This window comes from Nocardia sp. JCM 38205 (assembly GCF_058222935.1).
Map to the genome: position 1 here is coordinate 18939 of NZ_JBYHFL010000009.1, position 12664 is coordinate 31602.

Below are 12664 nucleotides of genomic sequence, written 5' to 3' on the forward strand. Positions count from 1 at the left end.
GCGTGCGCACCGGTCGACTAACCTTGCCTGGATGCGATCGGGGGGACACACCGACGTCAACGACCGATGAACTACGAACAAGGAGCATGTCCGTGAAGAGCACCGTCGAGCAGCTGAGCCCGACACGGGTCCGGATCAATGTCGAGGTGCCCTTCGAGGAGCTGAAGCCGGACTTCGACAAGGCCTACAAGGCGCTGGCCAAGCAGGTCCGTATCCCCGGCTTCCGCCCGGGCAAGGCGCCGGCCAAGCTGCTCGAGGCGCGCCTGGGCCGCGGCGCGATCCTGGAGCAGGTCGTCAACGACGTGCTCCCGGCCCGCTACAGCGAGGCCGTCACCACCTCCGAGGTGAAGGTCATCGGCCAGCCCGAAATCGAGATCACCAAGATCGAAGACGGCCAGGAGCTGGCGTTCACCGCCGAGGTCGACGTCCGCCCGGAGATCACCCTGCCCGACTACAGCACCATCGAGGTCACCGTCGACGCCATCACCGTCGACGATTCCGACATCGACGAGCAGCTGCAGTCGCTGCGTCAGCGCTTCGGCACCCTCACCGGCGTCGAGCGCCCGGTGCAGGAGGGCGACTTCATCTCCATCGACCTGTCGGCCACCGTCGACGGCGAGGACGTGCCGGAGGCCTCGACCACCGGCCTGTCCCACGAGGTCGGCTCCGGCCAGCTCATCGAGGGCCTGGACGAGGCCGTGATCGGCCTGTCCGCCGGTGAGTCCAAGGAGTTCACCTCTACCCTGGTGGCGGGCGAGCACGCGGGCAAGGAAGCCGTCATCACCGTCACCGTCGGTTCGGTCAAGGAGCGCGAGCTGCCCGAGGCCGACGACGAGTTCGCCCAGCTGGCCAGCGAATTCGACACCCTCGACGAGCTGAAGGCCGATCTGCGCGGCCGCGTGGAGCGGGTCAAGAAGGTCCAGCAGGCCGGCGACATCCGCGACAAGGTGCTCGAGCAGCTGCTCGACAAGGTCGAGGTGCCGCTGCCCGAGGGCGTGGTGAAGGCCGAGATCGACGCCGTCGAGCACGACGCCGTGCACGGCTTCGACCACGACGAGGCCAAGTTCGCCGAGGCGCTCGAGGCCCAGGGCTCCAGCCGCGAGGAGTTCGACAAGGACACCAAGGAGGCCGCCGAGAAGTCGGTGAAGACCCAGCTGCTGCTGGACGCCATCGCCGAGGCCGAGGGCACCCAGGTCGGCCAGGAGGAGCTCACCGAGCGCATCCTGTTCCAGGCCCAGCGCTACGGCATGTCGCCGGAGCAGTTCATCCAGCAGGTGCAGCAGGCCGGTCAGCTCGGCGCGGTGTTCGCCGACGTCCGCCGGGGCAAGGCGCTGGCCGGTGTGGTCGGTAAGGCCACCGTCACCGACTCCGCGGGCAACACCGTCGACACCACCGAAATGTTCGGTGCTCCGGAAGATTCGGCCGAGGAGAACACCGAGGCGGCCGCCGAGACCACCGAGGCCTCGGCCGACGCCGAGAAGTAAGCCGAATAGATATTGCGCTGTAAGCGAGCGAAGCGAGTGAACCGAAAACACAGCGCGCGGTCGCGCACAGTGCAATCGAGCGCCACCGAGATTGCGCTGTGAGCGAGCGAAGCGAGTGAACCAGAAGTACAGCGCGCGGTCGCGCACAGTGCAATCGAGCGCCAGCGAGATTGCGCTGTGAGCGAAGAAGGGCGGTACCGGGAGTTCGGTGCCGCCCTGCTTCGTTAATGTTTGTGTCAGCAACGAGCCGGCGAGAGAAGGCAGGTATCCGTGACAATCAACCAGGCAGGGGTCATGACATCCGCGACTGCTGGTCTCAACCTCAGTGATTCGGTGTACGAGCGCTTGCTCCGCGACCGCATCATCTTCCTGGGTACCCAGGTCGACGACGACATCGCCAACAAGCTGTGCGCGCAGATCCTGCTGCTGGCCGCCGAGGACCCGACCCGCGACATCTCGCTCTACATCAACTCGCCGGGCGGCTCGGTCAGCGCCGGTATGGCCATCTACGACACCATGCAGTACGCCGAGTGCGATATCGCGACCATCGCCTTCGGCCTGGCCGCATCGATGGGGCAGTTCCTGCTCACCGCGGGCACCAAGGGCAAGCGCTACGCGCTGCCGCACACCCGGATCATGATGCACCAGCCCTCGGCGGGCATCGGTGGTAGCGCCGCCGACATCTCGATCTACGCCGAGCAGCTCGCGCACACCAAGCGCGAACTCAACGAACTGCAGGCGCTGCACACCGGCCAGACGGTGGAGCAGGTTACCGCCGACGCCGACCGCGACCGCTGGTTCACCGCGAACCAGGCGCTCGAGTACGGCTTCATCGATCGCGTGATCAACAGCGCTCGCCAGGCGAACGGCGCCGGTAACTGAGCCGCGAATCAGCTCACCTCCCACCGACTTTGGAGACGAAGATGGCCAACCTGATCGACCCCCGCGCAGGCCTGTCCGGTATCGCGCCGGCCAGCCCGCAGGCCCGCTACATCCTGCCGTCGTTCATCGAGCACTCGAGCTTCGGCGTCAAGGAGTCCAACCCGTACAACAAGCTGTTCGAGGAGCGCATCATCTTCCTCGGCGTGCAGGTCGACGACGCCTCGGCGAACGACATCATGGCCCAGCTGCTGGTGCTCGAGTCGCTCGATCCCGACCGCGACATCACCATGTACATCAACTCGCCGGGTGGCTCGTTCACCTCGCTGATGGCCATCTACGACACCATGCAGTACGTGCGTGCCGATGTGGCCACCGTCTGCCTGGGCCAGGCCGCCTCCGCGGCCGCGGTGCTGCTGGCCGCCGGTACCCCCGGTAAGCGGGCCTGCCTGCCCAACGCCCGCGTGCTCATCCACCAGCCGTCGCTGGAGGGTGGCATCCAGGGTCAGGTGTCGGACCTGGAGATCCAGGCCGCCGAGATCGAGCGCATGCGTCGTCTGATGGAGACCACGCTGGCCCGCCACACCGGCAAGGACCCCGACACCATCCGCAAGGACACCGACCGCGACAAGATCCTCACCGCCGAAGATGCCAAGGATTACGGCATCATCGACACGGTGTTCGACTACCGCAAGCTGAGCGCGCAGAAGTAGTGCGGTGACCCGCGGCGCCCCGTGCGCCGCGGGTCCAGCCGACACGCGGGGATTGCTGAAAAGTTGCGCGTGTGGCGGACGGCTCGGCGACCGGGCGAATCGGGTGAATCATGGTGAGAACCCGCACAACCCCGGCGAGAAACATGCGCGAGTTGTCGACCAGTTTCGCGCACACCGGGTACGGTCGACCTAGGGACCTTTGCTCCCGGTTGACAGCAGTGCACCACCACCCGGATACGGTCGACGGATTCAACGACACCTTCCACAGGTGGCGGAAAGCTGGCAACTGGATGGACGGTTGCACGCGAACAAGGAAGTAGGACCCACGAGATGGCGCGCATCGGTGATGGCGGCGATCTGCTGAAGTGCTCGTTCTGCGGAAAGAGTCAAAAGCAGGTCAAGAAGCTCATTGCGGGACCCGGGGTGTACATCTGCGACGAGTGCATCGACCTGTGCAACGAGATCATCGAAGAGGAGCTGGCCGAGTCCAGCGAAGTCAAACTCGATGAGTTGCCCAAACCCGCCGAGATCCGGGATTTCCTGGAGAACTATGTGATCGGCCAGGACACGGCCAAGCGCACGCTCGCCGTGGCGGTCTACAACCACTACAAGCGGATCCAGGCCGGCGACAAGGGTCGCGACAGCCGCGGCGAGAGCGTCGAGCTGGCCAAGTCCAACATTTTGATGCTCGGCCCCACCGGCTGCGGTAAGACCTATCTGGCGCAGACGCTGGCCAAGATGCTCAATGTGCCGTTCGCCATCGCCGACGCCACCGCGCTCACCGAGGCAGGCTACGTCGGTGAGGACGTCGAGAACATCCTGCTCAAGCTGATCCAGGCCGCCGACTACGACGTCAAGCGCGCCGAGACGGGCATCATCTACATCGACGAGGTCGACAAGATCGCCCGCAAGAGCGAGAACCCCTCGATCACCCGTGACGTCTCCGGTGAGGGTGTGCAGCAGGCGCTGCTGAAGATCCTGGAGGGCACCCAGGCCAGCGTGCCGCCGCAGGGCGGGCGCAAGCATCCGCATCAGGAATTCATCCAGATCGACACCACCAACGTGCTGTTCATCGTGGCGGGCGCGTTCGCCGGGCTGGAGAAGATCATCTCCGACCGCACCGGTCATCGCGGTATCGGCTTCGGCGCCGAGGTGCGCTCCAAGGCCGAGGTCGACACCATCGACCACTTCGCCGATGTGATGCCGGAGGATCTGATCAAGTTCGGCCTGATCCCCGAGTTCATCGGCCGCCTCCCGGTGGTCGCCTCGGTGACGAACCTGGACAAGGATTCGCTGGTCAAGATCCTCTCCGAGCCGAAGAACGCGCTGGTCAAGCAGTACATCCGGCTGTTCGAGATGGATGGGGTGGATCTCGAGTTCACCCGCGACGCGCTCGAAGCGGTGGCCGATCAGGCCATCCTGCGCGGCACCGGTGCCCGCGGCCTGCGCGCCATCATGGAGGAGGTGTTGCAGCAGGTGATGTTCGACATCCCCAGCCGCGACGATGTCGCGAAGGTGGTCGTGGACGCCGACACCGTCAACGACAACGTGCTGCCCACCATCGTCCCGCGCAAGCGCGAACGCGCCGAGCGCCGCGAGAAGTCGGCCTGACACAGTCGCAAGGACGGCCCGCCCACACTGTGGGCGGGCCGTTCATCGTTTCGGCGCCGAGTTGGCGATGACGGCCTCTCGGCCGGTGTGATCGTTGTAGGGTCGGTGCACCTGCAGGCGTCGCACAACGAGGAGCGGCCGATGTCGAAGCGTTTCCGAGCCCGCATCCCGGCGCTGGCGGCCGCAGCCGCCGCCGCGGCCACCTTCGGCCTCGCGGTCACCGCACCTTCGGCCGAAGCCACCGTCACGCAGGTGAGCGTGATGCCGGACTTCTCGTTCGGGCCGATCACCAACTACGGCACCACTTGCCAATACACCGTACGGGCCCGGCTCACCGAGGGGTTGACGCCGGTGACCTTCTACGACAACGGAGTGCCGTTTGCCACCGTTGCGCCCACCGACGGCGTCGCACTGGTCACCTGGACGCCGACGACGCGCGGCCACCACACGCTCCAAGCGGTGCAGCCGACCACGGCGCAGGAGATCGCCCCGTGGGTCCAGGTGGAGGTGGGGGTGGGCATGCACATCGGGTACGCCTGCCTGGTGATCTGAGTGCTACCCGCGGCCGGCCGCGATCGGTCCTGTGCGATCGATCGAGGACATCCGGGCCGAGTAGATGCCGACGATCGCGGGCGGCGGCAAAAGAAAGGTGACCGGCGCCCGCCGCATCACCGGGCTGCACGGCTGTGGATGGGCGCGGTCACCCTGCGCTGGATCAGGCGGGTTCGATGCTCATGTCGTCCTGGCTCCAGTAGGCGCGCATATGGGTGATCCGGCCCTCGTCGTCGAACTCCATCACATCGATCGGGCGCAGCGTCACACGCTGGTCGCCTGCCTTGGTGACGAGGGTGAACATGAATGCCGCCTGGTTGCCGCCGATGCGGACGGTGTCGGCATGCAGGGTGGATTCGCGCTCCAGGTTCGCCAGGACGTTGTAGAACTCGCGGATCGCGTCGTGCCCGTGCTTCGGCGGGGTGCCGATCGGGTCCTCGACGGTCGCGTCCGGTGCGTACAGCGCGACCACGTCCTCGGACGTGCCGCTGCCGACCAGCTTGACGTACTCCTCGACCACATCGCGGATCTGCCGTGCCATGGGAACTCCTACCGAATTGAAACGTGTTCTAGTTCGGCACGATAGCAGTCCGGCGGTCCCGCCGAGGTGGGAACGGACTGTCCCTTCAGTTGTCACCCGCTGGGATACGGTGACGGCCGGTGGAATTCCGGTCCGCGCCCGGTGCTGGAGAGCGTCTTTGATCTCCCTGGTTCGCCGTTGAACCTTGATCCGTGCGGGTGCTCCTGCTGATGTGTCGGTGCGCGCGTCCTCGTTGTTACGCGCGTCACTCGCCCACCAATCCGTACTCCGGGGTGCCTGCCGCGCGGTAGGTGGACATGATCAGTCCCGCCGAGCTCGCACGCGACTCGGTGAGCCGGAACCCGGTGGGGCGCATGCCATCAGCGAACAGCCGCTTGCCCTGGCCGAGCACCACGGGTGCGGTGACCAGCTTCAGGGTGTCCACCATCCCGGCGGCGAGCAAGCTCTGCCCGAGGGCGCCGCTGCCGTGCACCTGTACCTCGCCGCCCGGCCGTTGTTTGATCGCGGTGATCTCGGTGAGCAGGTCGCCGCGCAGGATCTCGGTACCGGCCCAGTCGGCGTGATCGAGGTGGCTGCTCACGACGAACTTGGGCAGCGCGTTCAGTTTCACCGGCACCACATCGTCACTGTCGGTGATCTTGGGCCAGTAGCTCGCGAAGATGTCGTAGGTGTGGCGTCCGAGCAGGAAGGCCTCGGCCCGGCCGAATATGGCATCGATGAAGGCGCCGAATTCGTCGTCGACAAAGGGGGCCAGCCACCCGCCCTGGGTGAAGCCGCCGCTCGGATCTTCCTCCGGACCGCCGGGCGCCTGGTAGACGCCGTCGAGGGTGACGAACAGGGTCAGGGACAGCTCCATGGGTCCGATCCTTTCCTTCTTCACCCGGTCGATTCGGGCTCGTTATCGGTTCCGACGGGCCGCGGCGCGGAAAATCATCGCGTTATCCAGTGTGTTTTTCCCCGGTGTGTCGGGCGTACCTTGTCGGTACGGTGATGTTGAATCGGTCCGGTCAACCAGATGTTCGAGTCAGATGTTCGAGTGACGAGTGAAAGCGGAGGAGACATGGCACTGCCTACCATGACCGCGGAACAGCGCTCTGAAGCGTTGGCCAAAGCGGCGGCGGTCCGCAAGGCGCGCTCCGAACTGATCGGCAAGGTGAAGTCGGGCAAGGTCTCAGTGGCTGATCTGCTGAAAAAGGCCGACTCCGACGACCTGGTCAAGAAGACGAAGGTCGCGGCCGTCATCAAGGCCCTTCCCGGTGTGGGCCCGGTCAAGGCGGCGAAGCTGCTCGACCAGGCCGAGATCCCCGAGGACCGCCGCATCGGCGGCCTGGGCGCACGCCAGCGCGCCGCCCTGCTCGAGGCCCTCGCCGACTGAGAACCCGGCGCTGAGCGTCCGCGCGATGAGCTCTCCGCGACGGACGCTCAGGTCGGCGCGAGCGTTTTCGGGCTCGCGCTTCGAGAAATTTCCGAGACGTCCCCGCATCGATCACGCGGGGCGCGAGCTCGCCGCTTCGGTGACGATCCGGTCCGGGTGGGTGTAGATGTTCATCGTCTCCCCACGGACGAAGCCGGCCAGGGTGAGTCCGGATTCAGCGGCCAGATCGACGGCCAGTGAGCTGGGTGCCGAGACGGCCGCGAGCAGCGGAATCCCGGCCATGACGGCCTTCTGCACCAATTCGAAGGACGCCCGGCCACTCACGACCAGCACCAGTTCGGTGGCCGGAATCCGGTGCTCGCGCACCGCCCAGCCGACCACCTTGTCCACCGCGTTGTGGCGGCCGATGTCCTCGCGGACCGCGAGCACCGCACCGTCCGCGGTGAACAGCCCGGCCGCGTGCAGGCCGCCGGTGGCATCGAAGACCGACTGCTCGCCGCGCAGCGTGTCCGGCATGGCGGCCAGCGCGTCGACGCCGATCATCGGCGCCGCGGCGGGCAGGGCGAAGCGGGTCCGGGTGCGGACCTCGTCGAGCGCGGACTTGCCGCACAGCCCGCAGGCGCTGGTGGTCAGGAAGTTCCTGGCCTTGACCGGGGCAGGTGTGCGCAGGGTGACGTCGAGGACGTTGTAGGTGTTGCGGCCCTCGTCGTCGGTGCCCGCGCAGTAGCGGGCGGCGAGGATGTCCTCGGCCGAGTCGATCACGCCCTCGGCGAACAGGAACCCGTGCACCAGATCGATATCGTTGCCGGGGGTGCGCATGGTGACCGTCAGCGACGCCCCGTTCACCCGAACCTCCAGCGGCTCCTCCACCGCCAAGGTGTCGGGCCGCTGTACCAGCCCCGCGGGCGAGACGCGCTGCATCCGGCGGCGAGCGGTGACCCGGCTCATGAGCGCGCCCGCTCCAGCCGGACGGTGACGGCCTTGGCCACCGGCGTATTCGATCGCGCCGCCACATGATCGAGCGGGATCAGCGGATTGGTCTCCGGGTAGTAGGCGGCGGCATTGCCGCGCGGGGTCGAATAGGCGACGATGCGGAAGCCCTCGACCCGGCGCTGCACACCGTCGCTCCACTCCGAGACCAGATCGACCAGCTCACCATCGGTGAAACCGAGGTCGGCGATGTCGTCGGCGTTGACGAGCACGACCTTGCGCCCACCGTGGATTCCGCGATAGCGATCCTCCAACCCGTAGATGGTGGTGTTGTACTGGTCGTGGCTGCGCAAGGTCTGCAGGATCAGCCGGCCCGGCGGCACCGGTAACCAGGTGAGGTCGTTGACGGCGAAGTTGGCGCGGCCGGTGGCGGTGCGGAATTCGCGGGCATCGCGCGGCGGATGCGGCAGCACGAAACCATTGCGCCTGCGGACCTTCCGGTTGTAGTCGGCGCAGCCGGGCACCACGCGAGCGATGGCGTCACGGATGCGGTCGTAATCACGGCGGAAATCGGCCCACGGCACCGGATGGTCCGGGCCGAACAGGTGCTGCGCCAGCTCGCAGACGATGGCGACCTCGCTGCGCAGGTGTTCGCTCACCGGGTGCAGCCGACCGGTGGACAGATGCACCATCGACATCGAATCCTCCACCGACACCTGCTGTTTCACGCCGTCTTGGACATCGAGATCGGTGCGGCCCAGGGTGGGCAGGATCAGGGCGGTGGCGCCGTGCACGACGTGGCTGCGGTTGAGTTTGGTGGAGACCTGCACGGTGAGATCGCAGGCCCGCAACGCCGCCTCGGTGACCTCGGTATCGGGGGTGGCGGCGACGAAGTTGCCGCCCATGCCGAAGAAGACCCGGGCCTTGCCGTCGCGCATGGCGCGAATGGCGTTCACCGTGTCCAGGCCGTGCGCGCGGGGTGCGGTGATGCCGAATTCGCGGTCGAGAGCGGCAAGGAACGATTCGGGCATCTTCTCCCAGATGCCCATGGTGCGATCGCCCTGGACATTCGAATGCCCGCGCACCGGGCACACACCGGCACCCGGTTTGCCGATCATGCCGCGCATCAGCAGCAGGTTGGTGGCTTCTTCGATGGTGGCGACACCGTGCGACTGCTGGGTGAGGCCCATGGCCCAGCAGACGATGACGCGCTCGGAGCCGGCGAACCGGCGCGCGGTGGACTCGAGTTGTGCGCGGGTGAGGCCGGTCGCCTGCTCGACCACATCGAGATCGACCGCGCGGACCTGCTTTTCGTACTCGGTGAACCCGGCGGTGTGCGCGTCGACGAAGGCCCGGTCGACGACGGTGCCCGGCGCGCGGTCCTCGGCCTCGAACAGCAGCTTGCCCAGGCCCTGGAACAGGGCCATATCGCCGCCGAGGCGGATCTGCAGGAAATCGTCGGCGATGGGGACGCCGGTGGTGAGACCCCGGACGGTCTGCGGATCGCGGAACCCGATCAGCCCGGTTTCGGGGAGCGGATTGACCGCGATGATGTGTGCTCCCGCGGCCTTGGCGTCGGCGAGAGCGCTGAGCATCCGCGGATGGTTGGTGCCCGGGTTCTGACCCGCGACGATGATCAGATCGGCAGCGGCGAAATCATCGATGGTCACCGAACCCTTGCCGATGCCGATCGAGCTGGTCAGCGCGGTGCCCGAGGATTCGTGACACATATTCGAGCAGTCGGGCAGGTTGTTGGTGCCGAAACTGCGCACCAGCAGCTGGTACAGGAACGCGGTCTCGTTGGCGGTGCGGCCGGAGGTGTAGAACACCGCTTCGTCGGGGGTGTCGAGGGCGCGCAGCCGGTCGGCGATCAGCTGATAGGCCTCGTCCCAGTCGATCGGGGTGTAGTGGTCCTGGCCGGGGCGCAGCACCATCGGGTGGGTCAGCCTGCCCTGCCTGCCGAGCCAGTATCCGGACTTACCGGACAGCTCGGCGATCGAATGGGCGGCGAAGAACTCCGGGGTGACGGTGCGCAGCGTGGCTTCCTCGCCCACCGCCTTGGCGCCGTTCTCACAGAACTCGGCGGGCCTGCGATGACCGGTGGGTTCGGGCCAGGCACATCCGGGACAGTCGAAACCGTCGACCTGATTGAGCCGAACCAGGGTGCGGGCCGTGCGGACCACACCCATGTCCTCGACCGCTCGCTTCACTGCGACGGCCACCGCGGTGACGCCTGCCGCCTGCTGTTTCGGCGGGGTCACCGACAGTGCGGACTCATCGATATCCTCGGTCGGCCCTTTACGGTGCATGGGGCCATTGTGCTCTCCGCGTCGGGGCCGCGTGCGGGATGGCCGGATCGCGGCGGGTGGACCGGCCGCGGCAGCCCGGCTCAGGCCGGCGCGTTGCCGTCGCCGGCGCGGTAGGTGAGCACATGTTCGCTGATGCGAACCCGCCCGCCCGGTGGCAACTCGGTGGGCGACCGGCCGACGCGAGTCCATTCGGGGGAGTCGGGCGTGGCGAGGAAGGTGCCCGAGGCGGTGCCCGCATCGCGGACGAAGACCTTGCCGCGATCCAGCGAGACGTAGGCGTGCACCCGGGAGATGTGGCGGTCGCGTTGCAACACGATCGGGGCCGCGGTGGCGCGGCGCACGGATTCGTCGGCCGACGGGCCGCGGCCGATGACATACGGGCGGTCCAGTGGGTAGGTGGCGCCGTCCTCGGCCACCAGCACGCCGGGGACCTGCGCGTTCGATGCGCGGCCGACGGCGAGGCGGGGCCTGCGGCGGACGGTGTCCGGTGCGCCCGGTTTGTGCAGCGCCACCGGTTCCGGCAGGTCGGGGCGCGGCGTCGCCGGAGCTTGCGACCAGGCCAGCGACATGGCCTGTGAGGCGTCGGAGGCCGGGGCACGATGCCGCGGTGCCGCCGGCGGTGTGCTCGGCGCCTGCGGGGCGGCGCGGGTGGCCGGATGCCGATCGGGTTCGGGATCGGCGTCGGCGGCGGCGAAGCCGGCGGGCGCGGTGGCGGGCGGCTCACCCGGTGGCGGGGCCGGCGTCGCCGCACGCGCGGCGGGCTTGCGCCCACTGCGGCGGACACCGGCGCGCAGCACGAAGCCGCCACCGGGAACGACGCCAGAACGCAGATCGGTGCGCGGATGTTCGGTGATCGGGGTCCCATTGTCCGGGCCGATGGTGATGGTGCGGATCGGCACGCTCACGATCTCGTCGACCCAGGTGAAGGCGCGCGACCCGGTGAGGCGCCGAGCCCCTTCGGCACCGTCGATCAGGGCAGCGACGGCGCCGCGCAACAGCACGAGCGTCCCGTCATCGGTGGGGGCGAGCACACCGAACGGTGGCGGCGCGGAACCCGCGCCGAACACCACCGCTGCCAGCCGCTGGGCAATGGCCGCACCCGGATGCTCGATCGCCGCCACGGCCTCCACCGCGCCGAGGATCCGCTCGGTAGAGGCGGTTTCGGCGCCGATGTAGATGATGACGTCGTCGAAGCGCGCCACCAGGCCTTCGCCCGGCGCGACGCCGACTGTGGATGATCTGCCGCGCACTCACGCCTCCTTCCTGGCGCACCCATCGGGTACCAGACTAGAGGCCATCTACCGGGGCCAGGCGGCTGTTGTCATTCGAAGAGTTCGTCCGTGGAGGTCGCGGTCACGGCCTGGCGCACCCATGCTTCGAGTTGGTCCAGGTCGCGGCAGGCGGCGACGCGTGCGCGCTGATCGGCAGACAGCTCCAACCCGCGCGCGGTGAGTACCGTCAGCACCAAGCGAGCCGCTTCTTCGGCCCGGCCTTCAGCCACGTACTTGCGCGCGATCCTGCCTTGGTACTCGGGTGCCATCGCCACCAGTTCCTCCAGACGTCGGCTGGCCGCGATCGACAATGCGTCGTCGACCAGGTCGTGATACATCTTCGCACGTTCGTCGTCGGTCTTCATCAAGCCGCTGAGGAACGCGTTCAGGACTTCGTCCATGTGCGGTCCGGACCCGTGCGCGATCGCGGACAGCGTTGCACGTTCAGGGCAACGTTGGGCGTCATCGCTGTCGGTCACTATCGGGATCCGCTCGGGTCCGAGGACGAGTGGTCGGATCACCGAACCCGCGGGATCGAGTTCGATCGGCTCGGCTGCCCAGCGTGCTACGGACGGAACCGGCGTGACCACCAGCAGCACCGCGGCACAGCGGAGCCGGGAACGCAGGGTAGTCAGGTAGACGGGCCATTTCCATCGACGATCCGCCTTTCTGCTCAGCTGTACTTCGACGCACACCCCCAGGAACGGTTTGTTCCGGTCGTCGCAGAGCGCGAGCGCCAGGTCGCCTCGGTACTCCTTGGGACCGACATCGGTGAAATCGCATGGTTCGGCGTGGATTCCGGAATTAATCGGCACCTCTAGGCCGAACTCGTCGGCCAGTAGCGTGGCCACCAGATTGGCGTCTGCGCGGAATAGATCAAGCAGACCTTCATGGAGGTAGCTCGGCATGGTTGCGGACGCTATACCAGGAGACCGGTAGATAACGAATCGGCAACGGTGTGGCGACGCGACTCGCGGTGCTGATCGGAAATCGGCTTGT

General features: G+C 67.3%; 12 protein-coding genes. 6 read left to right on the forward strand and 6 right to left on the reverse strand.

Annotated elements, in window-relative coordinates:
* The first annotated feature begins 92 nt into the window (after positions 1–92).
* The 5 genes from tig (at position 93) to AC4HOU_RS26000 (ending at position 5239) form a co-directional block, all read left to right on the forward strand.
* Positions 93–1484 carry a trigger factor gene (tig, locus tag AC4HOU_RS25980; RefSeq protein ID WP_490725478.1) on the forward strand — a complete coding sequence of 464 codons (1392 nt, stop codon included), beginning with the start codon at positions 93–95 and terminating at the stop codon, positions 1482–1484.
* Positions 1485–1778: 294 nt separating this feature from the next.
* Positions 1779–2366: an ATP-dependent Clp protease proteolytic subunit gene (locus AC4HOU_RS25985; RefSeq protein WP_036534548.1), complete on the forward strand. Its 588-nt coding sequence runs from the start codon at positions 1779–1781 to the stop codon at positions 2364–2366.
* 41 nt (positions 2367–2407) lie between these two features.
* A complete protein-coding gene (locus AC4HOU_RS25990) occupies positions 2408–3076 on the forward strand; it encodes an ATP-dependent Clp protease proteolytic subunit (RefSeq protein ID WP_014349659.1) in 669 nt (222 codons plus the stop codon).
* Between the two features lie 330 nt (positions 3077–3406).
* Positions 3407–4687 carry an ATP-dependent Clp protease ATP-binding subunit ClpX gene (gene clpX / locus AC4HOU_RS25995; RefSeq protein ID WP_014349660.1) on the forward strand — a complete coding sequence of 427 codons (1281 nt, stop codon included), beginning with the start codon at positions 3407–3409 and terminating at the stop codon, positions 4685–4687.
* 141 nt (positions 4688–4828) lie between these two features.
* Positions 4829–5239 (forward strand): hypothetical protein, encoded by a 411-nt coding sequence (locus AC4HOU_RS26000; protein ID WP_163815003.1) that lies wholly within the window; start codon positions 4829–4831, stop codon positions 5237–5239.
* Positions 5240–5402: 163 nt separating this feature from the next.
* Here the strand turns inward: AC4HOU_RS26000 and AC4HOU_RS26005 are convergent, their stop codons facing one another.
* Both AC4HOU_RS26005 and AC4HOU_RS26010 read right to left on the reverse strand, forming a co-directional pair.
* The gene (locus tag AC4HOU_RS26005) at positions 5403–5780 is read right to left on the reverse strand and encodes a nuclear transport factor 2 family protein (protein WP_163815005.1); all 378 of its coding nucleotides are present in this window, start codon (positions 5778–5780) and stop codon (positions 5403–5405) included.
* A gap of 244 nt (positions 5781–6024) precedes the next feature.
* A complete protein-coding gene (locus tag AC4HOU_RS26010; RefSeq protein WP_490725479.1) occupies positions 6025–6636 on the reverse strand; it encodes a dihydrofolate reductase family protein in 612 nt (203 codons plus the stop codon).
* Between the two features lie 204 nt (positions 6637–6840).
* On the opposite strand from AC4HOU_RS26010, the gene mihF reads away from it, so the two are divergent.
* On the forward strand, positions 6841–7155 hold the full coding sequence (gene mihF, locus AC4HOU_RS26015; RefSeq protein ID WP_014349663.1) for an integration host factor, actinobacterial type: 315 nt from the start codon (positions 6841–6843) through the stop codon (positions 7153–7155).
* Positions 7156–7266: 111 nt separating this feature from the next.
* Here mihF and fdhD read toward each other — a convergent pair whose 3' ends face one another.
* The 4 genes from fdhD to AC4HOU_RS26035 all read right to left on the reverse strand — a co-directional run bounded on the left by fdhD (position 7267) and on the right by AC4HOU_RS26035 (position 12573).
* Positions 7267–8103: a formate dehydrogenase accessory sulfurtransferase FdhD gene (fdhD, locus tag AC4HOU_RS26020; RefSeq protein WP_195021400.1), complete on the reverse strand. Its 837-nt coding sequence runs from the start codon at positions 8101–8103 to the stop codon at positions 7267–7269.
* Positions 8100–10394 carry an FdhF/YdeP family oxidoreductase gene (locus AC4HOU_RS26025; protein WP_490725480.1) on the reverse strand — a complete coding sequence of 765 codons (2295 nt, stop codon included), beginning with the start codon at positions 10392–10394 and terminating at the stop codon, positions 8100–8102. The genes fdhD and AC4HOU_RS26025 overlap by 4 nt, the downstream gene beginning before the upstream one ends.
* 80 nt (positions 10395–10474) lie before the next feature.
* Positions 10475–11644, reverse strand: a complete 1170-nt coding sequence (locus tag AC4HOU_RS26030; RefSeq protein WP_194992355.1) for an FHA domain-containing protein — start codon at positions 11642–11644, stop codon at positions 10475–10477.
* Between the two features lie 71 nt (positions 11645–11715).
* Entirely contained in the window at positions 11716–12573 is an 858-nt protein-coding gene (locus AC4HOU_RS26035) for a hypothetical protein (protein ID WP_195007232.1), read from the reverse strand.
* Positions 12574–12664 lie beyond the last annotated feature (91 nt).

Coding starts and splice junctions, on each gene's coding strand:
- clpX (WP_014349660.1), top strand. CDS start 3,407: ATGGCGCGCATCGGTGATGGCGGCGATCTGCTGAAGTGCTCGTTCTGC.
- AC4HOU_RS25990 (WP_014349659.1), top strand. CDS start 2,408: ATGGCCAACCTGATCGACCCCCGCGCAGGCCTGTCCGGTATCGCGCCG.
- AC4HOU_RS26035 (WP_195007232.1), bottom strand. CDS start 12,573: ATGCCGAGCTACCTCCATGAAGGTCTGCTTGATCTATTCCGCGCAGAC.
- mihF (WP_014349663.1), top strand. CDS start 6,841: ATGGCACTGCCTACCATGACCGCGGAACAGCGCTCTGAAGCGTTGGCC.
- AC4HOU_RS26010 (WP_490725479.1), bottom strand. CDS start 6,636: ATGGAGCTGTCCCTGACCCTGTTCGTCACCCTCGACGGCGTCTACCAG.
- AC4HOU_RS26005 (WP_163815005.1), bottom strand. CDS start 5,780: ATGGCACGGCAGATCCGCGATGTGGTCGAGGAGTACGTCAAGCTGGTC.
- AC4HOU_RS26000 (WP_163815003.1), top strand. CDS start 4,829: ATGTCGAAGCGTTTCCGAGCCCGCATCCCGGCGCTGGCGGCCGCAGCC.
- AC4HOU_RS25985 (WP_036534548.1), top strand. CDS start 1,779: ATGACATCCGCGACTGCTGGTCTCAACCTCAGTGATTCGGTGTACGAG.
- fdhD (WP_195021400.1), bottom strand. CDS start 8,103: ATGAGCCGGGTCACCGCTCGCCGCCGGATGCAGCGCGTCTCGCCCGCG.
- AC4HOU_RS26025 (WP_490725480.1), bottom strand. CDS start 10,394: ATGCACCGTAAAGGGCCGACCGAGGATATCGATGAGTCCGCACTGTCG.